The organism is Gilliamella sp. B2785 (assembly GCF_026537005.1).
GTDB lineage: Bacteria > Pseudomonadota > Gammaproteobacteria > Enterobacterales > Orbaceae > Gilliamella > Gilliamella apicola_E.
Window position 1 is genome coordinate 413,659 of the sequence record NZ_JAFNNC010000001.1, and the last position, 23,994, is coordinate 437,652.

Sequence of the window (23,994 nt, forward strand, 5' to 3'; positions counted from 1 at the left end):
AATGCTTGTGATCTTTGCCACAAAATATGAATTAAGTTGTGCTATTTATACTTTCAGAATAAATATTGATATAATGCATTATTTCGAAAATAATTTGAGAGCTATCTATGTTAAATCAGTTAAAAGCAATTATTCAGTATCTTCTTCCAAAACAATTATTAACTACCCTATTTGGTTGGTTAGCTAACAGACGTTTAGGAAAAGTCACTACATGGATGATTATCGGTTTTTGTAAATTATATAAAATCGATTTAAGTGAAGCTAAATTGACTGATGCTAAAGAGTACAAAACGTTCAATGACTTTTTCGCTCGTGAGCTAAAAGAAGATGCGCGAACAATCGATGATGCGGCAAATAGTATTGTAATGCCAGCAGATGGGGTAATTAGTCAATTTGGTAACATTCAAGATAATCTTCTTTTGCAAGCTAAAGGACATTTTTATTCTTTAGAATCACTGCTTGCTTGTCATCCTGATATGATTAAGTTTTTTAAAAATGGATCTTTTGCGACTACCTACTTATCACCTAAAAACTACCATCGTTTTCATATGCCTTGTGATGGTATATTGCGTGAGATGATTTATGTTCCTGGCTCACTATTTTCAGTGAATAAAGCAACAACAGAAACTATTCCTAATATTTTTGCTCGAAATGAACGTGTAATTTGTCTATTTGAAACTGAATTTGGACCAATGGCACAAATTATGGTTGGGGCAACGATTGTAGGAAGTATTGAATTAAATTGGGAAGGCGTTATTACGCCTCCTCGTGACGGCATAATGAAACGTTGGACTTATTCTGGTCAGATTAAATTAGCGAAGGGTGAAGATATGGGTTGCTTTAAATTAGGTTCAACCGTTATTACGCTGTTTGCTTCAAATGCTGTTGAATTTGACAGCCATCTTAAACTTGGTGACGTTACTCGTGTAGGTCAAAAACTAGCTGAAAGGATCTAACTTTATGTTGATGCGTGGTTTTTTGGGTGGAATATTACTCCTTCTGTCTTGCTTTGCTTTTGCTGAAGAATCAATACCCAATATTGATAATGAAGATCAGCTTACCGAAGTTATTGCTAAGCTTAATGAAAAAAATGAAGATCTTCGTCAGAATATGGAGTATCAAAAAGCGCATTTAACCAGTATCATCAATGAACAAAATAATATTAATACCCAAATTTCCCATGTTCAAAATACGCTCGCAACCCTTGCTGAACAGGGTGAATGGTTAAGTTTTTCAACAGCATTAGGTGAAACCCTTCGCCAACAATTATTACGATTACCTGAAAAACCTAAATCACAACCCCTTGATGCTGAAATCGCAGAAGCCAAAGTTCAGCAACTCAATTATTCAAATACCTTAGCTAGGCTAGATAGTTACCCTACGTTACCAAGTAATTTGAATAATCTAAAATCAGCTAGTCAATATCGCCGTTTATTAAGAGAACAAAGTGAGCTCATCAAAACGTTGATTTCGGGTACTGATACCACGATTCTTGAACTAACTAAATTAAAAATATCGAATAAGCAACTAACCAATGCTATCGATGAGGTTAATGATGCTGCACACCGTTACTTTTTCTGGGTTGCTGACGTCAATCCCGTTTCATTAAGTTTTATTCTTGATTTAGCCAGAGATGTCGTTTATGTCACCGTTCAAATTGATACGCTGTCACAACTATATAATGCTGGTGTTGAAGTGCTTAGTGCGCCAAAACCACTGTTTTTCCTAGTATTATCTTTATTGTTTGTATTTGTACATTTCAAAATGCGAGGAAAATATAACGCTTTCTTAAATAAATCGGCGGCTCGGGTTGGTAAAGTCACCCAAGATAGTTATTCACTTACTTTGGAAGTGATTGTTTTGTCATTAATTATGGCATTGCCGGTTCCTATTTTATGGGCTGCTTTGGGTTATGCTCTTCAAATTAACTGGGATTATCCTGTAGCCGTTGCTCTAGGCTATGGCGTTAATGCTGCTGCTCCAATTTTGTGGGTGTTTATTATCACCGCGCATTTTGCGTCTCAAAATGGGCTATTTATTACTCATTTTGGATGGTCAAAGAAAAATGTCCGTCAAGCTATGAAATATTATCAACTGTCGGTTTGGGTGGTTATCCCTTTAGTAATGGTTGTAATGAGCTTTGATCAGTTTAACAATCGTCAATTTGCAGCAACTATCGGTCGTACCGCATTCATTATTCTCTGTTTTGCACTCGTATTCATGACTAATTCTATTCATCGCGCTGGAGTTCCACTTTATATCGATAAAAAAGGATCTGGCGATAATTTATTAAGTCATATTCTGTGGTTTGTGTTGTTGAGTGCACCATGGTTAGCCATTATTGCTGCTTGTTTAGGTTATTTATCGACAGCTGAAGTGTTATTAGGACGATTAGAAGCTTCGGTCATTATCTGGTTTGGCTTGTTAGTGGTCTATTTTATGATACGCCGTTGGATGTGGATACAAAAACGACGAATTGAATTTGAACGTACAAAACAACGTCGATTAGAACGTATGCAGCGCGCTAAAGGAATTGAAGAAGATCTCACCCCATTAAATGATAATATGGATGAACCTGTTATCGACTTAGATGTGATCAGTGCCCAATCATTACAACTAGTCAGGTCAATTATTATGCTAATTGCTTTAATTAGTATGATTTTACTTTGGTCTGAACTTCATTCCGCTTTTGCCTTTATGAATAATATCAAGCTATGGGGAACAAGTACCATTATTAATGGCAACGAAATTGAACAACATATTACCCTAGGTGCTGTCTGTATCGCGATCTTGGTTATGACCATTACTGTTCAGTTAGTAAAAAACTTACCGGCGCTGCTTGAGTTAGGCATTTTACAACATTTAGACCTCGCACCCGGCACTGGATATGCCATTTCAACCGTATCAAAATATATTATTTTGATGGTTGGTTGTATGATTGCTTTTTCATTTATCGGGATTGATTGGTCTAAGATTCAGTGGTTAATAGCGGCATTAGGTGTTGGTTTAGGATTTGGTTTACAAGAGATTTTTGCTAACTTTATTTCTGGCTTAATTATTCTGTTTGAAAAACCGGTGAGAATTGGCGATACCGTAACTATTCGTGATTTAACAGGTAACATTACCAAAATTAATACTCGTGCAATAACGATTGTTGATTGGGATCGTAAAGAAATTGTTATGCCAAATAAGGCTTTTATTACTGAACAATTGGTCAACTGGTCTTTATCTGACTCAATTACTCGTATTGTGTTAACTATACCCGCTACGATTGATGCCGATAGTGAACTGGTTATGAAGCTATTACAACAAGTTTCAGAGGAGTGTGAATTTGTTCTTAACGATCCTGAACCGCAAGTCTTTTTAGTGGATATTCAAGAAGGTATTCAATTATTTGAGCTACGTGTTTTTGCAGCTGAAATGGGGCATCGTATGAAATTACGTAGCTCAATACAAAAATTGATTCTTGAAGCTTATCGCCAACATAATTTGACATTGCCATTCCCACCTTTACAAACCAATTTAGAAGCGCTTGGTCGCAAAAGTGGGCGTCGTAGTTATACAATTGGTACTATTTAACCAAACAAGGTTTCTAACCATGGCACCCCAAATGCACCGGGTGCCAATAAAACAAATGCCCAGATTGGTGCTGAAGCAATATTGGCGATATTGAATTTTGTTGCTGGCATATGCATTGTTCCTGCAATTAATGGAACGATTGCACGCAATGGTCCAAAGAATCGACCAATAAACACGCCGAAAGTACCGTATCGCTGGAAAAATTGTTCAGCACGAAATATCATTTTTGGGTATTTATTTAAAGGCCATGAAGAGATTACCTGTTGGTGATAATGTTTACCTAACCAATAAGAAATGAAATCCCCTACAATGGCACCTAATGATGCCGATATCAAAACAGGAACAAATGAGATCACCCCTGTTCCCACTAATGCTCCTGCACCTAATAAAATTGCTGTAGCAGGTACCAGCAATGAAATAATCGCTAATGACTCGCCAAACGCTAATATGAAAATAATTGGCAATGCCCAAATTTGATGATGCTCAATAAATTGCATAATAGTATGCGTAATCTCATTTAATGACATAATTTTTTAGCTTCTATTTTTTTAGAATAACTCATTTTAACACAACAAAAGCAGTATAGTTCGACTAATCATTGGTAGAAACTAACAAAAGTAATAAGTTAAATGACAGGCTTTTTATTGATATCAACCTCAGTTATTATAATTGGAATTAAATTGCTAATAATGATGAGACATACCATGACAGTAGGCATTGAAAAATGTAATGTGAATAAATTTAAACAAGGTCAATTACAACCATTGCAAGAAGATACTGTCGCAATTGAAAAACCTGTTGCGCTTATTTATAACGGTATTTCTCACGTGGTAATGATGGCAACACCCAAAGATCTTAATTATTTTGCTATTGGCTTTTCATTAACAGAAAAAATCATCGAGTCTGTTGATGAAATTTATGGTATTGAGATCATCGATACTAAACAAGGCATTGAAGTCCATATTGAGCTATCTTCACGACGTTTTATGCAATTAAAAGAAAAACGTCGAAATTTAACTGGTAGAAGTGGCTGTGGAATTTGTGGTACCGAACAGATAGAGCAAGTTTGCCAGTTTATTCCCCCCCTTTCTTTAAACGATAAAATTCATCTTTCTGATTTTGAACAGTCCCTTAATTATCTGAAGAAGGTTCAAACTGTGGGCAGCCAAACTGGTTGTACCCATGCTGCGGTATGGTTAGATTTAAACGGTAATTTTATTGTTGGATTTGAAGATGTGGGTAGGCATGTCGCTTTAGATAAGCTATTAGGCTATCGTGCCACATTTCTACGAAAACATAATGAAAATTTAAAAGGGGTAATTCTTATTTCAAGTCGGGCAAGTTATGAAATGGTACAAAAAACAGCCCGTTGTGGAGTCGAGATCCTCTTTGCCGTTTCAGCAGCAACTTCTATGGCGATTGAACAAGCTAAACAGTGTCAGTTAACATTAGTTGGATTTTTTAGAGATACTCAAGGTGTTATTTATTCAAATAAAGAACGTATTCTCAAATAATATGCAGTTTTTATTTAAATTAATTAAAAATTAATTGATATTAATTATCATAATAAAAACAATATATTAACTTTTTTATACGAAGATATCTCATCCCACGTCTTTCTTTATTGGTCGAAGACCATCATAATATACGCTAAAAATAAAAATGACTTTGTTTTTATTATAGATTACGTGAACTTTTTCTATTTATGATTTTGATCACACAGTTTTATCAATTAAGTATCTACTAAAATTTGAAAGGATAGTGTTATGCATCAAACAGCAGATATTCAACAAGCAGTTAACTATATTCAACAACACACAGACAAAAAACCAACAATCGGGATTATACTTGGATCAGGTTTAGGTCCTTTTGCCGATACTCTTGAAGATGCCGTCCATATTCCTTATGACAATATCCCTCACTTTGCTAAATCTGCTGCTGTTGGCCATGCAAATGAATTAGTGATTGGTAAATGCGGTGATAAGACTGTTGTCGCAATGAAAGGCCGTTTTCATTATTATGAAGGTTTTTCATTAGATCAAGTTACCTTCCCTGTGCGTGTAATGAAAATGCTAGGCGTTGAAAAACTAATCATTACCAATGCTTGTGGCGCAGTCAATACTAGCTTTAAGCCAGGGGATTTAATGATAATCACTGATCACATTAACTTAACCGCTAATAATCCATTAATGGGGCCAAATAATCCTGAATTAGGGGTTCGCTTTTTGGATGTAAGCGAAGTTTATAATAAGCAATTAAGAGCAACGGTTAGCGAAGTAGCCAAGGAACTAAATATCACATTACAACAAGGTGTTTATGCTTGGTGGACAGGCCCAACTTATGAAACCCCAGCAGAAATCAGAATGATCCGTACCCTTGGTGCTGATGCGGTTGGTATGTCTACGGTTCCTGAAGCAATTATTGCTCATCACTCTGGCATTAAAACTATCGGTATTTCATGTTTAACTAATATGGCTTGTGGCATTTTAGATCAACCTTTAGGGCATGAAGAAGTGATTGAAACAGCTGAACGCGTTAAATCAACTTTCTTACAATTGATAACTAAAACAATTGCGCGTTTTTAATTTGTATAATTTCACATCAGCAGTTCACTTTATTTTGGATATAAATAATGAACATGAAGTATAGATTACAAGTAATGATGTTTTTCCAATATTTTATTTGGGGAAGCTGGTTGACAACTTTTGGTATTTATTTAATCAATACGTTGCATTTCTCTGGTGCAGAAGTCGGTCTGGTTTATAGCACTAAAGGCTTTGCGGCATTATTTATGCCGTTTATTATTGGAATAATTGCGGATAAATTTATTCCACCAAAATACTTATTTATGCTTTGCCATACTGTTTGTGCTATTGCACTATTTTATGCGGCAACCGCAACAACACCAATTCAACTTTATTGGTTGATGCTTATCAATGCAATGGCTTTTATGCCAACAATTGCATTATCTAATTCAATTAGTTATCACTGTTTAGATAAAAGCAATTTAGACTCTGTTACCGTTTTTCCAAAAATTCGTGTTTTTGGGACAATAGGCTTTATTATTGCTATGTGGACAATCAGTTTACTAAAATTCGATATTAGTAATGCACAGCTCTATATTGCTTGTGGTGCGTCTGTGATTTTGGTCATCTACAGTGCGACTTTACCTGATATTAAAGTCATCACTAATCAACAACAATCATGGATTTCACGCCTTGGCTTAGATGCGTTTGTATTATTGAAAAACCCAGTAATGTCGATATTTTTTCTCTTTTCGATGCTATTAGGGGCTATATTACAAATCACCAACACCTTCGGTGGAGCATTTTTAAAAGATTTTGGTAGAATCCCAGAATTTCAAGATAGCGTGATTGTACAACATCCAGCAATATTATTATCAGTGTCACAAATGGCTGAAGTTGCCTTCATTTTGACGATCCCATTTTTTCTCAAGAAATTTGGAATCAAAAAAGTCATAATAATCAGCTTAATCGCTTGGACACTTAGATTTGGCTTTTTTGCCTATGGTGATCCAACGCCATTTGGTTTTGTATTATTGATGTTATCAATGATTGTATATGGTTGTGCTTTTGACTTCTTTAATATTTCAGGCTCTATCTTTATTGAGAAAGAAGTTAATTCTAATATACGTGCGAGTGCCCAAGGGCTATTTATGACGATGGTTAATGGTATTGGTGCGATTATAGGTTCTTTTATCAGTGGTTTTGTCGTTGATATCAATACTCATGATGGATTAAAAGATTGGCACTCAATATGGTTAATTTTTGCGGCTTACGCATTAATTTTAGGTTTTGTTTTTTATTTTACCTTTAATTATAAACAATCTGCGAAGTAACATCTTATCAATATAAATAAGGGATACATCGTCCCTTATTTATCCTCTGTTTTTTTTGAGTATTACCATACCGTAAAAAATAGTGACATAAAGCCGCAAGATATAGCTTGTCGGCTATGATTGTTTTATGCGCCAATTATTGGCGATAAATATAGTTTTAAAAGTAATGAGATTTTAGTATGAAAGAAAAATTTTTTGGTGGTTTATTAGTTTTTTTAGGTGCATGTAGTTTTGGCGTTCTCTCTTCTATTGTAAAAACCGCTTATCAATCAGGTTATACCCTAGGACAAGTTACTGGTGTTCAATGTTTTTTAGGTATGTTGATATTATGGGGGATACATCTGATTGTAAAAACGCTCAAACAACCAAAGATTAAAAATAAAAAAACATCAACCCCAAAATGGAAAGTATGTGCAGTAGGTATATTTCCCGGATTAGTGGGTATTTGCTATTATCAATGTGTACAGTTGGTGCCAGCATCAATTGCGATTATTTTGCTTATGCAATACTTATGGATTAGTGTCATTATTGATTTTGTTATTTTTAAAAATAAACCTTCACCACTTCAATTAGTCACAGTCGTTATCATAATTGTTGGTAGTTGTTTTGCTGCTGGTCTTTTTAATCAAGCTATTGAATTAAATTTAACAGGTTGTTTATTTGGTTTTCTAGCAGCGCTTATGTATTCGCTTTTTATTACAACTAGTAGCAATATCGGCAATGAATTACCAAAATTAGAGAAAAGTGCCTTGATGATAACCGGTGCTTGTATTGTGACTTTCTGTATTTTTCCGCCACTATTTTTCTTTGAACTCAGTATTTACGATAAAATTTATCAACTCGGATTTTTATTGGCCTTATTAGGCACAGTCTTACCCCCTTTTCTATTTTCAGTCGGTATGCCTAAAATCGGCATTTCGCTGAGTGCGATTTTATCCGCTGCAGAACTGCCTGTAGCTGTAACCTGCTCTTATTTTTATTTAAAAGAATCGGTCTATTTGAATCAATGGATTGGAGTAGTGATTATTTTGTTTGCAATCGCCTTACCAAATCTAAAACATTTAAAGAAATAATATTCAATAAATTAAGTGTGGTTATCCACACTTAATTATCTTCAAACAGATCTTGTACTTAACTTTTTAACCAATAGTCTAAAGATTCTTTACAGGATTCTTTTGTTACTCACAAATATTATAACGTTAAGCATAGGCTGTTTTTATCTATCGTGGAGATACAATAAGTTACCCTGCTCCCCATTATTTTATCCTGAAGAATATTTGACGTGATAACAATTAGTATATTGTAATAATTTCGAGCTCAAAATCGCTCGAGTGAAAAGAGCAAAAAAAAATAATCAGAATGCCAATAATATTTTTCACCGTTATTCTGCCCATTAAAATAATGAAATGTTTAAATAATCTCGCTAAATTAAATTAACAATATATCATTTATCAAATACTGGACAAAAATATAAAAAAATACTAGTATTTAATAACCTGAAAAACAGTAATGTTATTGATAAAATAGTTTATGTTTTTTAAGGTATTTTTTACATCTTTAAAATAAAGTCTTTACCGAGGTTGATACATTTTGTTATTTAGTTTATTTAGTTAAATAAAGTAGAAATGAAGTAATATTATCTTTTGGTATTTAAAAATTTATTGATCGTCCCAATATAAAGTAATATATTTTTATCTTAAAAATATTTTGCATCACCAAGAGTTAATTATTTTCTAAAAATATTTTCTAGTAGAGTAATAACGAAAGAGTTTAAGTCCGATATACGATAAATTAGTAGTTGAGTTTATCCCTTTTATTGCAAACATTTTCAAGAAGATTTGATACTTCTTAAATGGACTTATATCAACCAATGATTGGATTGAGGTATCAATATGCCCCCTAATCTATATTCTAAGACAAATATTTTATCAAGATGAATAGCTTGACTGAGTGATAAATGTTTAGTTGTAAGAAGTCTTATTTATTTTAATCCAGATAGAGTTTATTTAGTTAATCTTTGATATGTAGATCATAATTGGTATTTTTTTAATTAGTTTTTTCAAAATATTATGGAGGGTACTGAAAAAATAGCCGGTTTAAATAAGCTAGTAATTAGTCTGATAGGCTTATAGTAATCGTATGGTCTTTTTTGTAAAAAAACCACAAGTTTTAATAGTCAGTAGTAAATAGCAGTATTTTAAAAATCTTAATTGATTTTTATTTATAAACATAAAGTTATACAGATATACCTTGGCAATGAGTGTTTATTATCAAATTTATTGTTCTATTTTTACCCTGAATTAAAAAGGAAGTTACAGAATGAAGACATATAAAAAGCCATTATTTACTTTAGTGCACAGTAATGATGCTATTCCTGAACACAAAACTTTAGCTTATTTAGATTCAACATTAAATGATTATACCGATCACATCGACGAAATTATTGGTTTACGTATCAAGGAGTTAAAGCTACACCATTCTGAATACAGGGAACATCATAATGACACTAATAAGAAGTCAGGTTTTTCATTTATTTTCCCTGAAATATTTGAATCAGAACACCATAAAAAACAGATTGGCATGTTAAAAGAAGAGATGTTAATTGCCAAAGAGTCCAATAAAGTTATGGAATTACTTAGTGATCGTTTAAAAGAATTTGCCAAATTTTACCCAGAAATACAACTTAATTTAAATAATGTTCAACTATTACCAACTAAATTTAAAGAGTACCTTTTTGCTCCACCTTTAGTCTTAACCGAAGATAATGCAATTATGCTTTGGGATGACTAGAAAAAAACTTAACAATAATTAATAAGCTAAAAATCTACAGTAGTAACATACTGTAGATTTTTTTTATTTATAGTTTTATATATTAACTATTAAATGCGCTTTCACCGTGACTGTTAATATCAAGCCCTTCACGTTCATATTCTTCTGAAACACGTAAACCAACTGTAATATCAGCGATTTTATAAGCAATGAAGGCAATAATTGCAGTCCAAATTACACAGGTAATCACACTCATTAATTGTATGCCAACTTGACTAGCCATAGTAACGCCTTCGGCAAAGCCTATACCGCCCAGTGATTCGGAGGTAAATACTCCAGTTAATATACAACCAACAATACCACACACGCCATGAACGCCAAATACGTCGCAAGTATCATCTACTTTTAAGACTCTTTTTAAAGATGATACGCCCCATACTCCTGCAAAACCACAAGCAAGCCCAATTAACATTGCTCCACCAACACCAACAAAGCCAGCAGCAGGTGTTACACCAACTAATCCAGCTATTACACCCGATGCAGCGCCTAAACATGATGGTTTGCCACGTAGTATCCATTCGGCAATGGTCCAGGCGAGTACGGCTGCGGCTGTTGCAGCTACGGTATTGATGAAGGCTAGTCCAGCGATTTCGTCAGCGTGTGTTGATGATCCTGCATTGAATCCAAACCAACCAATATATAATATTGCGGCCCCTAAATAAACATAAGGTAGGTTGAATGGTTTTAATGGTTCACGGTTATAGCCAATACGGCTTTTAAGCATATAAGCACCTAATAGACCGGCAACAGCTGCATTGATGTGCACAACGGTTCCGCCAGCGAAATCCAATGCACCTTCATCACCAAGGATACCACCACCCCATACCATATGTGCCATTGGAATATAGGAAAAAGTAAACCATAACACCATAAAGATAAGGACAGCTGAAAAACGGACTCTTTCAGCAAACGCACCTAAGATTAAACAACAAGTAATACAAGCAAATGAACCTTGGAATGCAATCCAAATTAGTTCGTAAATCGAACCTGAAATATCAGTAATACCAACATTAACCAATAAGAATTGCTCAAAATTGCCGAAAAACCAGTTACCTTCACCAAATGCTAATGAATACCCATAAGTAATCCATAATACAGCAATTAAAGAAAAGGTGACTAAGACTTGCGATAACATGGATAGCACATTTTTAGATCGTAATAATCCGCCATAAAAAAATGCGATACCAGGCACAGACATAAATAACACTAATGCAGTACAAATCATCATAAAACCATTATCGGCTTTATCCGCAATTTCCACTTCGTCGGCAAAGACTGGACTGGCTAAAACTAAACTTAAAGAGAGAATAATTTTCTTCAACATAATGATATCCTTATTGATAGTTATAGTGCTGACTCATCAGTCTCGCCGGTACGAATTCGAACTACGTGTTCTAATGGCGTAACAAATATTTTGCCATCGCCTATTTTTCCGGTATACGCAGCTTTTGTAATGGTGTTAATGACTTCATCAAGTAATTCATCGCTAATGGCTAACTCTATTTTTACTTTTGGTAAAAAGTTAACATTGTATTCAGCGCCTCGGTACAGTTCGGCGTGACCTTTTTGTCGACCAAAACCTTTAACTTCAGTAACAGTTAAACCAGTAACACCTATATTGGATAGTGATTCCCTAACCTCTTCTAATTTAAAAGGCTTAATAACTACAGTGACAAATTTCATCCATTACTCCTTATAACTATTAATCTTATTAAAGTTAATGCAAAGGGCGTGCCAAAAATTAAAAAGAGGATGATTAATATTGTGAAATACTTAAAATGAGTAAAGGTTATTAGTTGCTATTTAAAAAAAAGTTGAGGAACGGGGTTTTTGACGCTAAAAATAGCCTCATTGTCGCACTAATATGGTGCTTGTGCTTATTTTTGGTGCTGTTACAAATGTGCCAAATTAGAATGTTACCATTAATTTTCGATATTCATCATAAGCAAAATGGTCGGTCATACCGCTGATATAATCCTGAATTAAGCGACAACGATAGTAAAATTCCCAACAATCAAAGTGTTGATTGTCTATCTGCTCAAGTGCTTGTTGATAAGCTACGCAATGTTTTGCTGATAGTTTGTGATACAACCGAGTTTCGATAGGATATTTTTTGTGATTACCTGTTTTGACTAATTTTATAAAATCATCAGTAGGCATAGCTAAAAGTGGGCTGTAGATCTCTAGCAATCCAGTAATGATTCGGTAACCTTGCAGTTCGATATTTTCAACCGTTTCATGGTTAAAGATGTGTTCAAAGCCAACTGTTTTGAAGATACTAAGTAATTTATATTCCGCACCATGATCTTCAAGTAGAGCATGATTAAAGGAACCATGATAAATTGCTTCGATGTTTTCGATAAATCGTTCAGCTGCATGAGGTACGAGTTGACCAATGGTATTTACGCGCAGATACATAAAAAACTGGTCGATACCTATCGCTTCAAATTCATTCTTTTTCAAATTTTCATAAGGGCGATTCACAACGTCATCAAATAAGTCACCTTTTTTAACGGGTCCCCATGCTTCTTTTAAATAATGATAAAGCTGCTGAACAGTTAAAATTTTCTTTTCTACAGCATCTTCAAGATCGGCGATACAGTAGGAAATATCATCTGCTGCTTCCATAATATAAGTGAGCGGATAACGATGGAAAGGTTGGATATCAAGTTGTTCCGAAAGTGTTTTAATAAAAGACTCTTCAGATAGATAATACCCGGGTTTTTTCATTAAGTAATTAAATTCATCAGGTATAGGATCAGACCAATAAGCTGGTTTCGAATATTTAAGAATTGACGCAATTTGCGAGTAAGTTAAATTGAGTCGTAAAATCGTATGAACTAATCGAATCGCTTGTGCATTACCCTCAAAATTAGAGAGATCTTGGCGTATTTTTATTTTTAATGATTGAGTTGATTTATCATCAGTATCCTGAATATTAAGCACTGAGTAGCATGACGTTTTATCTATACCTAAACGCATACCAAACCAATGATTGATTGCCGCTTCACCAAAGTGACCAAATGGTGGATTACCTATATCATGCATTAAGCAAGCCATTTCAACTAGGCTTTCAATTGACATAACTGAATTTTCAAGGCCAAAAGCTTTTAATTGTCCAGATTTATTAAGTCGATAAATAATCTCTTTTACAATATAACGACCAACTTGTTGTACTTCCATTGAATGAGTAAGGCGTGTTCGAACGACAGAATTACGCTCTAACGGAAATACTTGTGTTTTTTGTTGTAAACGCCTAATGGCAGCAGAATTAAGGATGCGACCACGATCACTTTCGAAAAAGCGTAAAACCGAGTAATCATCAAATGCTTCACGCGGTTTACTTGCATATCGTTGATAATTAATTTTTTTACTAAAGTCGATCATATCGCAGTCCCTTGATTTAATCAGCTATAATTTTTGTTTTGCCCACGCTATTGGTTGACTATATTCCGCTGGTAATAAAAAGGATAATTGGTTTAATGCTTCAATTAATTTTGGGCTATAGTTATGAGTTAGGTTGATGTGTCCAACTTTTCGCCCTGTTCTTACTTCTTTTTCATACCAGTGTAGATGCGCTAAATCAACTGATAACCATTTGAGATTAAAATCTGTTCCAATCAAATTCACCAGTACCGATGGGCAAAAAACATCCGGTTTAGGCATTGGTAGTCCTAAAATTGCCCTTAAGTGTAATTCGAATTGGCTAATAGATGCCCCATTTTGGGTCCAATGCCCGCTATTATGTACTCTTGGCGCTAATTCATTAATTAGTAAGTTATCCCCAATAACAAAACATTCCATCGCCATAACGCCTACATAATTGAGTTTATGCATGATGCTTGAAAGCATCTGTTCAGCTTTATTCTGCAATGTATTATTTTTACTAGGAATGGCAACACTCATTTTTAAAATGCCATCTTGATGGAAATTATTTGTTAATGGATAAAAGACAGTTTCACCTTTGGCATTTCTGGCACCAACTAGTGATAGCTCTTCTTCAAAAGGAATGGCTTGTTCAACAATAGCATGTTGATACACATCGTCTGGAATCGAATCGTGAGCAGTTATGCGCCATTGGCCTCGACCATCATAGCCACCTGTTCGACGTTTTACGATTAATAAATCACCCAAATTTTTAAATAAATTCGGCCAATCATTTTCATTATTAAGCGGGTACCATTTAGCCGTAGGTAAATTAAGCTCATCAAGTAACTGCTTTTGACTTAAACGATCTGCTATTATTGGAAATACATCTCGATTAATGAAGTGGGGGTGGCTCGCTAAGAGTTGAGTAAACGTTGTTTCGGGCCAACGCTCAATTTCAGCAGTAATGACTGAACTTTGGTAAGGGATGGTTGCAGGATCAACATCCAAGCCAACTGGATAGACATGGATTCCTAAAGGTTCACCAGCTTGTCTAAGCATTCGTCCTAGCTGGCCATTTCCTAAAACACAAACAGATTGCATTGTCATATTAAATATCGACTCTCGGATCAGGATTATTCAAAACTTCATCAGTTTGACTCAATCGCCAATTTGATAAACGTAGATAGATCTCTGGGTTATGCAATGCCAGAATTTGTGCAGCTAATAAAGCTGCATTTGCCGCTCCAGCTTTACCTATAGCTAAAGTACCAACAGGAATACCTTTAGGCATTTGTACGATAGAATAAAGGCTATCAATACCACTAAGCGCTGCACTTTGTACTGGAACACCTAACACTGGTACTAGTGTTTTCGCCGCTAACATACCAGGTAAATGCGCAGCCCCACCTGCTCCAGCTATGATCACATCAAAACCTCGTGATTTGGCATTTTGCGCAAATTCAAACAATTTATCGGGTGTTCGGTGTGCAGAAACAATTTCGACATGATAAGCAATGGTTAAAGTATCTAAGATATCCGCAGCATGTTGCATGGTACTCCAATCACTTTTCGAGCCCATTACAATGGCAATTTTAGGTTGAGTATGCATAAACGTTTATAGGAAGATATAAAATATTAAGTGTTCAAAGTATACACTAAAATTAAATGAATGGGCTAGCAAGAAGTAAGGTTGATTATCAATAAGTTAAATTATCAGATTGAGAATATCCGCCAAGATTATGACGGATAATTATCTGTATATTACGGACTCACTGCCGCAACAATTTTTATTTCAATTAAATACTCTTTTTTCATTAACCCTGCATGAACGGTACAACGAACAGGCGCTTTTCCTTTTGCTACCCATTCGTCCCATGCTTTGTTCATGGCAGAGAAATCGTTTTTATTTACTAAAAATAGTGTCGCATCAAGAATGCGAGTTTTATCACTATTTGCTCTAGCCAAGATGTGATCTATTTCAGCTAATGCACTTTTAGTTTGTATATAAGCATCATCACTCAAATCAGTTGGTACACTAGTATAGTAAATTACATTGTTATGAATTACGGCTTCCGACCACCTTTCTGCAGGATCTATTCGTGTTATTGTCATTATATTTTCCTTAAAGACTAATTATTAAGATACCTTTATAAAATCCGAACGCAATTTTTTAATCTCATCACGTAATACACCTGCTTTTTCAAATTCAAGATTCTGAGCAGCTTCGTACATCATGGCTTCAAGTTCTTTAACTCTTGCCTGAACTTCTTTTATTGAAACATAATTATACTGACCACCTTGTTCAAATGCTTGAATTTTAGCCGTTGATTTTTTAGTGCTTAAACCTGCATCTAAGATATCTTTGATTTCTTTACGCACTGATTTTGGTGTAATTCCATGTTCCTGATTGAAATCTTCCTGTTTTTTACGACGCCTTGCAGTTTCATCAATAGTGAGTTGCATTGCTGGCGTAATTTTATCAGCATATAATATTGCTTTACCATTAACATTTCGAGCTGCGCGTCCCACAGTCTGAATTAATGAGCTTTCTGAACGTAGAAATCCTTCTCGGTCAGCATCTAAAATTGCGACTAATGATACTTCTGGGATATCTAATCCTTCTCGAAGTAAGTTAATACCAACTAATACATCAATCTTACCTAAACGCAAGTCGCGAATAATTTCCATTCGTTCAACAGTGTTGATATCAGAATGCAAATATTTAACATTGACATTATGTTCTGATAAATAGTCTGTCAAATTCTCAGCCATTCGCTTAGTCAATGTGGTCACAAGAACGCGTTCGTCTTGGTTTATGCGTAATTTAATTTCAGACAAAAGATCATCAACTTGAGTAGCCACAGGCCTAACTTCGATGATTGGATCTAATAATCCTGTAGGTCTTACCACTTGTTCGATGATTTCACCTGCTGATTTTTCAATTTCATATTTAGCAGGTGTTGCCGAAACATAAATTGTTTGTGGCATGATATTTTCAAATTCTGTAAATTTTAATGGTCTATTATCTAAAGCCGAAGGTAATCGAAAACCGTATTCAACCAGATTAAGTTTTCGCGATCTATCACCATTATACATTGCACCCAATTGTGGGATTGCTACATGCGATTCATCAATAAACAATAAGCCATCAGCAGGTAAATAATCAAATAGTGTTGCTGGCGGATCGCCGGCATTTCGTCCTGCTAAATAACGAGAATAGTTTTCTATCCCAGAACAATAACCAAGCTCTGTCATCATCTCAATATCAAATAGTGTGCGTTGAGTTAATCGTTGCTCTTCTAGTAGACGATTATTGTCCAACAATACTCTTTGGCGTTCTTGAAGCTCTTGCTTAATTTCAACAATCGCGTCATCCATGATGTTTCTTGGTGTGACATAGTGTGTTTTTGGATAAATAGTAATACGTGGTACTTCATTAATTGCATTACCTGTTAATGGATCAAATATGACTATTCTTTCAACTTCATCATCAAAAAGCTCAACACGCACTGCATGTTCATCTGAATCAGCTGGAAATATATCAATCACATCGCCACGAACACGAAAAGTACCGCGACTAAAGCCAATTTCATTACGTGTATATTGTAATTCTGCTAAGCGCGTTAATACTGCGCGTTGGTCAGTAATCGTCCCTCTTGCCAAATGTAATATCATTGACATGTAAGTTTCAGGTGCACCTAAACCATAAATAGCCGATACCGAAGCAACAATAACAACATCACGGCGTTCTAATAATGATTTGGTTGCCGATAGTCTCATTTGTTCAATGTGCTCGTTAATCGATGCATCTTTCTCTATAAATGTGTCTGTAGAAGGAACATAAGATTCTGGCTGATAATAATCATAATAAGAGACGAAATATTCCACCGCATTATCTGGAAAGAACGCTTTCATTTCACCATATAGTTGAGCAGCCAAAGTCTTATTAGGCGCTAAAATAATTGTTGGGCGATTATGCTTTGCAATAACATTAGCCATGGTAAAAGTTTTACCAGATCCTGTTACTCCTAATAATGTTTGATGCGCAATTCCATCATCAAGATTTTGATTTATACGATCAATTGCTACCGGCTGATCACCTGCTGGTTTAAAATCAGAACATAATTTAAATTTTCTCATTACATCGCAACCTAAAATTTCACCTATTAATAAAAATTATCCCCAAAAACACTTGACCTTTAAAAATGTTATATTTTTTGTTCAGTTAAGTTAAAAGTTTGTTAAGACATTATTAAAACTATACCTTGATTTATCGTAACGTTATGATTAATAATAATTATTAAAATCATGGCTAAGTTGTAATCAAATTAAATAAAAACCTGATAGACATTGAAGTTAGCACACTTTTCAATTAACTATTCACAGACTTATCCACAGGCAACGGGGATAACTTGCTAAGTATAATCAATATAGACTTTTTTGAATTTTTAGCTTAAAAAAACGCCACTAAAAAAAAGTTTTTTTATTGATTATTTCTATTTTTAAGTCTTATTTTAATAGTCTATAACTAATCCATTATTTGATACGCTCAATTTTATATTGATAGCCAACAGTATCATTTGGCACAAAAGTTAATCGATGAGTGATGCATTTTGGTGCATCTTCTGCATGATGTGAAACAAACAATAATTGTGTACGACCTTTATCGATTAAATTATCAATCCAATTTTTTACTAGTTCTCTATTTAGATGATCCAGTCCTTGTAGCGGTTCATCTAAGATAAGTAATGTTGGATGTTTCACTAAAGCTCTCGCTATCAATACTAATCGCTGTTGTCCCCAAGATAATGATTGAAAGGGTTTATCGGCTAAACCAGTCAAATCTAGTAATTGTAACCATTGCTTAACTAACTTTGCTTGTTTATCACTAATCGCTTGGTAGACCCCAATTGAATCAAAGTACCCCGATACCAATACATTTTCCACACTCAAGCTAACTCGATAGTCAAGATGAAAACTACTACTGACATAACCAATATGACGTTTAATATCCCATATTGTTTCGCCAGACCCTCGTTTTCGCTCAAATAGCGTCAAATCATTACTATAACCTTGAGGATGATCGCCAGTTATTAGGCTTAATAATGTCGATTTACCTGCGCCATTTGGACCAATGATCTGCCAATTTTCATTGGCTTTTACCAACCAACTAAGTCCATTAATAATTGCCTTTCCATCATATTGAACATGACCATTATTTAATATAATGCGGTCTAATGTATCGGGTAGTTGAATGGGTGTTTCATCCGGTTCGGGTAAAGTAAAGTTTGATAGCTGTTCTAAATTCGCAAGTTGCTTGATGGCTACGTCATTTAATATGGTGTCTTTGGATCCAAATTTCAATAGCTGACAGTTAGCAAGTATTCCAATATTTTTTACAAATATTGGGATTTCATTAAAACGATTCAACACCATTACAATCGTAATATTTTTTTCAGCGAGTTGTTTAAGTTTTTCAGCTAGGTTTGCTCGAGATGCAACATCTAAACCATCAAACGGTTCATCTAAAATTAGCAGTTCCGGTCGGCTCATTAATGTGCGACATATCAATGTTTTGCGTGTTTCACCGGTTGAGAGATATTTAAAGCGACGATCTAACAGATGTTCAATACCAAATTGTCGGGCTAAATGTTCGCAAAGTTCGGCATCTTGATTAACTTCTTGAATAATTTCTGCTGTAGTTAATCCAGTATCATCTTCGTTGTCACTAAGCATATCGGTATTATTGCGTTTCCATTCATCATCTATTATTTTTTGAAGTTGCTCAAATGAGATATGCGCTATTGATTTAAATTGATTGATAACTTTACCCGACAATAACGGTTGATTACCAGCTAATGCTTTAGCCAATACCGACTTGCCCGAGCCATTTCGACCTACAAAAGCGACAATGTCACCACTATTGATAGTCAATGATTCAATTTTAAAAACGTTGAAATCACTTATTTTATATACTGCATTTTCAATTTGTAACATAAATACCTCAAACTGCTAGACTAATGTGGCAACAATGATGTTCTGGGGATGGATGGATATGGTAGTTTTTTGGCCTTCGGTTAATTTTAGATGATTAATTTCACTGGTTGATTTATTAGCATAAAGCATCATACCGGAAGGTAATGAAAATGAGATCTCAGATAATTGACCATCGCTTACTATTTTTTCAACTTTAACTCTTAATTGATTTTCATTTAAATCATTCAATTCAATCAAAGGTGCTTTAATCAATAAAAGAACAGTTTTATCAATATTCAATTTTAAACGCGCAATACTTTGTTGAGTTATATAAGCTTTTAATTCAGTTTGGTTATCATTTAATTTTACTTTTACAAACCCAGCTATATTGTTAGTTTCAATGCTCGAAACATTGCCATAGATTTGATTACGGGCGCTAGTCTGTAATGATAATTTAGCAGTTATTTTTAATATATCATCAAGAGGAATATTGTCGTCATTTAGAATATTAAAAGCATTATATTGGAGTTGAGTTAAGAGATCATAAAGCTGAATAAACCTTATCGCATAAGCGCTAAGTTTTGTGCCTCCACCATTTTTACCACCCGTTGCTGTTATTAAAAAAGGTTTTGGTGATAACTGATTGATTTCGTTTATCGCATCCCAAGCAGTTTTATAGCTAATACCGACTTTCTTAGCCGCTTGGGTTAGTGAGCCAGTTAGTTCAATTGCTTTTAATAAGGCAATTCGTCTGGGATCAGTAAATAATTGCTGATTTATGTTTAAAGTTAATAATATTTCTGGTGACAGCATTACTTTATGCCTTAATTGAATAAACAAGCTACTTTCAATAAAAAAGTAAATCTATTGTAGACGTTTTTTTCTTTTCCTTCAAAAAATGTCCTTAGCCATATTCGTAAAGAATAAAAATAGTGTACTGCTTAAAGTTTGATTGTACTTTATTAATAAATTTTGATAGCATCGCTATATAGTTCATTATATAACGAATGTGAGGAATAAAATGCGTAGAATCATTGGTGTATCACTATTTATAGTAACTTTACTCGTCAGTTTAACAACATCTGCCACCCAAAAAATTACGGTATTTGCAGCAGCATCACTTACTAATGCAATGCAAGATATTGCAACTTCTTACAAAGATGCAGAAATTGTTTTCTCATTTGCTTCATCTTCTGTATTAGCCAAACAAATTGAACAAGGGGCACCTGCTGATATATTTATGTCTGCTGACCAAAAGTGGATGAATTATCTTATTGAACACAAAGTTGCAACAGATAAACAGAATTTGTTAAAAAATGGATTAGTATTGATTGCTCCAAAACAATCTAAATTAGAAAAGGTAGAAATTAATGCAAATACTGATTGGCAAGCCATTTTACCAAAAGGAGAAAGGTTAGCTGTTGGTGATCCTGACCATGTACCTGCAGGGCTTTATGCTAAGGAATCTTTAACCAATTTAGGCGTATTTGATAAATTATTGCCTCAAATGGCGCCAGCAAGTAATGTTCGTGATGCATTAATGTTAGTTGAGCGTAATGAAGCTGCATTAGGTATTGTTTACAGTACTGATGCGAAAGTGAGTGATAAAGTGAAAATTATTGGTAGCTTTCCCGCTGAGACATTTACGCCAATTGAATATCCGATCACATTACTTAAACCTGAAGCAAAAGAATTTTATCAATATTTAAGTTCTGAAACTGCCAAAAAGATTTTCCAAAAATATGGTTTTATCACTGAATAGAAATTAAACAAGATGATGTTAACTGAGTATGAATGGCAAACATTGCTGTTAAGCTTGAAAATAGCAGGAGCAGCAATTGTCTTTAGCCTTCCAATAGGTGTGTTGACAGCTTGGATTTTAGCAAGATGTCAATTTATCGGTAAATCACTATTTGATAGCATTGTCCATTTGCCTTTAGTGTTGCCTCCAGTAGTATTAGGCTATCTTCTACTCTTAACAATGGGTCGCCATGGCTTTATTGGCGAATGGTTAGATAAATATTTTCATTTAAGCTTTAGCTTCAATTGGCAAGGCGCAGCTTTAGCTTCTGCTGTGGTTGCGTTCCCGCTTATGGTTCGATCGATTCGATTAGCAATTGAATCGATAGATTCACGTTTAGAAAATGTAGCTCGAACCTTAGGTGCTAAACCATTTCGAGTCTTTATGACTGTCACGCTACCATTAGCTTTCCCTGGAATTTTAATGGGAGTCGTGCTCGGTTTTGCTCGTTGCTTGGGTGAATTTGGCGCGACAATTACCTTTGTATCAAACATTCAAGGAGAAACACGCACCCTTCCATTAGCAATGTACACCTTATTACAAACCCCAGATGGCGAGTCAGGAGCATTACGACTTTGTATTGTTTCGATCATTTTATCTTTAGTTGCCTTATTCGTTTCAGAGATGCTAAATCGTTGGCATAAAAAGAAATTAACAGGATAGCGATAATGTTAAATATCAATGTAAGCAAAAAACTTGCCTCGTTTGTTTTCGAATTTAAACATGAAATTAACTGCCAAGGTGTGACTGCTGTTTTAGGGGTGTCTGGTTCGGGAAAATCAACACTTATCAACCTTATTAATGGTTTAATCAAACCTGATAATGGTTATATCAATTTAAAACAAGATAGTTTAGTCGATACAGAAAAACATATTTTTGTCACACCAGAGAAAAGACAAATTGGTACTGTTTTTCAAGATGCACTACTTTTTCCTCATTATAAAGTAATCAAAAATTTAACTTATGGGGCACGATCGTTAAATACAGAAAAATTTGATGATATTGTCAATGTGCTCAATATTGGTTCACTACTTGATCGTTATCCAGCGATGCTGTCAGGTGGTGAAAAACAGCGAGTTGCCATTGGTCGAGCTTTATTAACCAACCCCAAATTATTATTGATGGATGAACCTTTATCCGCTTTAGATATGCCCCGTAAAAAGGAGTTATTAAGCTATATTAATAAACTAGTGAGTGACTTGAACATACCTATTATCTATGTCACGCATAATATTAATGAAGTCAAACGTATTGCTCAGCATGTAGCCGTGTTAGAACAGGGGAAATTAATAGACTTTGGTACGACAGAACAAATATTACAAAGTAACTATTTGAAAGACTGGCTATAAAGCTTTAATGTAGTACTATTCTCTTCTTGTTTTATATATGAAACACCATCATGCCAAGCACCTAATACTATTCTGGTTACTGATTCACCATTAATGGTTAGATGATGGGTTGCAGGTTTATGAGTATGGCCATGAACCATTATATTGGCATTATTCTCAATCATCATATCAATTACTGCTTGTGGATTTACATCCATAATAGTTTCTGATTTTATTTGATTATGCTGACTACTCTCTTTTCGTAATTTCGTCGCAATTTTTAATCGAATAAATAATGGTAAGAATAAAAATAACTTTTGTAGCCACTTTTTATGCATGATTTTTCGGAATTTTTGGTATTGATGATCATCAATACAAAGCAGGTCGCCATGTAAAAAAACAATATTTTTATCCTGATTGACTAAACAATTAATATCGCCTAGTAAGGTCATATCACATCGCTTAGCGTAGTCTTTACCAATCAGAAAATCACGATTACCGTGGACAAAAAACTTTTTAATTTGCTTTGAGGATAACTCATTTAAAGCATCCGAAATCTGTTTGTGTAGTGTTGAATCAACATCATCCCCCACCCAATAGTCAAACAAATCCCCTAGAATATAGAGTTCACAGCCATTAGGTAATTGTTTAAGAAATGACAAAAAGCCTGCTGTAATATCAAAATGATGTGCAGCAGGCTCGTTTTCACCGAGGTGAATATCTGCGATAAAAAAGCGAACAGGATTATTCAACCGTTACACTCTTAATCACGACATCTTCAACTGGCACATCAGAATGCATTCCATTACGGCCAGTTTTAACGGCTTTGATCTTATCGACAACATCCATGCCATCCACAACTTCTGCAAATACGCAGTAACCAAAACCATTAATATCAGAAGAACGATAATTTAAATAATCATTATCAACGACATTAATAAAGAATTGAGCCGTCGCGGAATGAGGATCACTTGTACGTGCCATAGCTAAAGTACCACGACTATTTTTTAGACCATTAGCAGCCTCATTTTTGATTGGAGCTTTAGTTTTTTTCTGTTTCATACCTGGCTCAAATCCACCACCTTGAATCATAAAATTATTAATCACTCGATGGAATATAGTGTTGTCATAGAAACCTTCTTTACAATATTCAACAAAATTTTTGACTGTTTCAGGAGCTTTATCATCAAAAGTATTGATCTTAATATCACCTAAAGAAGTATGAAATATAATCATAAGATGTCCTTATTTTC

General features: G+C 34.6%; 21 protein-coding genes and 1 pseudogene. 10 read left to right on the forward strand and 12 right to left on the reverse strand.

The annotated features are described in order from the left end of the window. Window positions 1–107: 107 nt before the first annotated feature. Window positions 108–953, forward strand: a pseudogene (gene asd / locus J3U24_RS01870) (archaetidylserine decarboxylase); the annotation flags it as partial. A 7-nt stretch (window positions 954–960) separates the two neighbouring features. Beyond that, window positions 961–3,579 carry a miniconductance mechanosensitive channel MscM gene (mscM, locus tag J3U24_RS01875; RefSeq protein WP_267330204.1) on the forward strand — a complete coding sequence of 873 codons (2,619 nt, stop codon included), beginning with the start codon at window positions 961–963 and terminating at the stop codon, window positions 3,577–3,579. Here the strand turns inward: mscM and J3U24_RS01880 are convergent. After that, window positions 3,576–4,106 (reverse strand): DedA family protein, encoded by a 531-nt coding sequence (locus tag J3U24_RS01880; RefSeq protein WP_267330203.1) that lies wholly within the window; start codon window positions 4,104–4,106, stop codon window positions 3,576–3,578. The genes mscM and J3U24_RS01880 overlap by 4 nt on opposite strands. Window positions 4,107–4,283: 177 nt before the next feature. Between J3U24_RS01880 and fdhD the strand changes: the two genes are divergently transcribed. The 5 genes from fdhD to J3U24_RS01905 all read left to right on the forward strand — a co-directional run bounded on the left by fdhD (window position 4,284) and on the right by J3U24_RS01905 (window position 10,228). Beyond that, window positions 4,284–5,093 carry a formate dehydrogenase accessory sulfurtransferase FdhD gene (gene fdhD / locus J3U24_RS01885; protein ID WP_267346963.1) on the forward strand — a complete coding sequence of 270 codons (810 nt, stop codon included), beginning with the start codon at window positions 4,284–4,286 and terminating at the stop codon, window positions 5,091–5,093. A gap of 252 nt (window positions 5,094–5,345) precedes the next feature. Beyond that, on the forward strand, window positions 5,346–6,164 hold the full coding sequence (locus J3U24_RS01890; RefSeq protein WP_065562557.1) for a purine-nucleoside phosphorylase: 819 nt from the start codon (window positions 5,346–5,348) through the stop codon (window positions 6,162–6,164). Between the two features lie 47 nt (window positions 6,165–6,211). Beyond that, on the forward strand, window positions 6,212–7,438 hold the full coding sequence (locus J3U24_RS01895) for a nucleoside permease (RefSeq protein WP_267337507.1): 1,227 nt from the start codon (window positions 6,212–6,214) through the stop codon (window positions 7,436–7,438). Between the two features lie 179 nt (window positions 7,439–7,617). Continuing rightward, window positions 7,618–8,511 carry an EamA family transporter gene (locus J3U24_RS01900; RefSeq protein ID WP_267337506.1) on the forward strand — a complete coding sequence of 298 codons (894 nt, stop codon included), beginning with the start codon at window positions 7,618–7,620 and terminating at the stop codon, window positions 8,509–8,511. 1,246 nt (window positions 8,512–9,757) lie between these two features. Continuing rightward, the gene (locus J3U24_RS01905) at window positions 9,758–10,228 is read left to right on the forward strand and encodes a hypothetical protein (protein ID WP_065562560.1); all 471 of its coding nucleotides are present in this window, start codon (window positions 9,758–9,760) and stop codon (window positions 10,226–10,228) included. Between the two features lie 82 nt (window positions 10,229–10,310). Here J3U24_RS01905 and amtB read toward each other — a convergent pair whose 3' ends face one another. The 9 genes from amtB to J3U24_RS01950 form a co-directional block, all read right to left on the reverse strand. Continuing rightward, window positions 10,311–11,591 carry an ammonium transporter AmtB gene (gene amtB, locus J3U24_RS01910; protein WP_065734595.1) on the reverse strand — a complete coding sequence of 427 codons (1,281 nt, stop codon included), beginning with the start codon at window positions 11,589–11,591 and terminating at the stop codon, window positions 10,311–10,313. Between the two features lie 20 nt (window positions 11,592–11,611). Then, the gene (gene glnK / locus J3U24_RS01915) at window positions 11,612–11,950 is read right to left on the reverse strand and encodes a P-II family nitrogen regulator (protein WP_065562562.1); all 339 of its coding nucleotides are present in this window, start codon (window positions 11,948–11,950) and stop codon (window positions 11,612–11,614) included. Between the two features lie 225 nt (window positions 11,951–12,175). Next, a complete protein-coding gene (dgt, locus tag J3U24_RS01920) occupies window positions 12,176–13,654 on the reverse strand; it encodes a dGTPase (RefSeq protein ID WP_267337505.1) in 1,479 nt (492 codons plus the stop codon). 24 nt (window positions 13,655–13,678) lie between these two features. Beyond that, window positions 13,679–14,737, reverse strand: coding sequence for a 5-(carboxyamino)imidazole ribonucleotide synthase (gene purK / locus J3U24_RS01925; RefSeq protein WP_416380504.1), 1,059 nt, complete (start codon window positions 14,735–14,737; stop codon window positions 13,679–13,681). A 7-nt stretch (window positions 14,738–14,744) separates the two neighbouring features. After that, window positions 14,745–15,245, reverse strand: a complete 501-nt coding sequence (gene purE / locus J3U24_RS01930; RefSeq protein WP_065562564.1) for a 5-(carboxyamino)imidazole ribonucleotide mutase — start codon at window positions 15,243–15,245, stop codon at window positions 14,745–14,747. Between the two features lie 152 nt (window positions 15,246–15,397). Then, window positions 15,398–15,748 carry a RidA family protein gene (locus J3U24_RS01935; protein ID WP_065562565.1) on the reverse strand — a complete coding sequence of 117 codons (351 nt, stop codon included), beginning with the start codon at window positions 15,746–15,748 and terminating at the stop codon, window positions 15,398–15,400. A 24-nt stretch (window positions 15,749–15,772) separates the two neighbouring features. Next, complete coding sequence (uvrB, locus tag J3U24_RS01940) at window positions 15,773–17,776, reverse strand: excinuclease ABC subunit UvrB (protein WP_065562566.1); 2,004 nt, start codon at window positions 17,774–17,776, stop codon at window positions 15,773–15,775. A 396-nt stretch (window positions 17,777–18,172) separates the two neighbouring features. Then, window positions 18,173–19,633, reverse strand: coding sequence for a molybdate ABC transporter ATP-binding protein ModF (gene modF, locus J3U24_RS01945; RefSeq protein ID WP_267337503.1), 1,461 nt, complete (start codon window positions 19,631–19,633; stop codon window positions 18,173–18,175). Window positions 19,634–19,648: 15 nt separating this feature from the next. Next, window positions 19,649–20,425, reverse strand: coding sequence for a TOBE domain-containing protein (locus J3U24_RS01950; RefSeq protein ID WP_267337502.1), 777 nt, complete (start codon window positions 20,423–20,425; stop codon window positions 19,649–19,651). 208 nt (window positions 20,426–20,633) lie between these two features. On the opposite strand from J3U24_RS01950, the gene modA reads away from it, so the two are divergent. From modA to modC, 3 genes are read left to right on the forward strand one after another with little or no spacing between them, the layout of a single operon-like run. Then, window positions 20,634–21,374 (forward strand): molybdate ABC transporter substrate-binding protein, encoded by a 741-nt coding sequence (gene modA / locus J3U24_RS01955; RefSeq protein WP_218058406.1) that lies wholly within the window; start codon window positions 20,634–20,636, stop codon window positions 21,372–21,374. A gap of 12 nt (window positions 21,375–21,386) precedes the next feature. Next, window positions 21,387–22,076, forward strand: coding sequence for a molybdate ABC transporter permease subunit (modB, locus tag J3U24_RS01960; protein WP_065562570.1), 690 nt, complete (start codon window positions 21,387–21,389; stop codon window positions 22,074–22,076). A gap of 5 nt (window positions 22,077–22,081) precedes the next feature. Then, a complete protein-coding gene (gene modC / locus J3U24_RS01965; protein WP_267330196.1) occupies window positions 22,082–22,762 on the forward strand; it encodes a molybdenum ABC transporter ATP-binding protein in 681 nt (226 codons plus the stop codon). On the opposite strand, the gene J3U24_RS01970 is transcribed toward modC, so the two are convergent. Both J3U24_RS01970 and ppiB read right to left on the reverse strand, forming a co-directional pair. Next, a complete protein-coding gene (locus J3U24_RS01970; protein WP_065562572.1) occupies window positions 22,741–23,493 on the reverse strand; it encodes a UDP-2,3-diacylglucosamine diphosphatase in 753 nt (250 codons plus the stop codon). The genes modC and J3U24_RS01970 overlap by 22 nt on opposite strands. After that, window positions 23,486–23,977 (reverse strand): peptidylprolyl isomerase B, encoded by a 492-nt coding sequence (gene ppiB, locus J3U24_RS01975; protein WP_065562573.1) that lies wholly within the window; start codon window positions 23,975–23,977, stop codon window positions 23,486–23,488. Before ppiB ends, J3U24_RS01970 begins: the two co-directional genes overlap by 8 nt. Window positions 23,978–23,994: the final 17 nt, after the last annotated feature.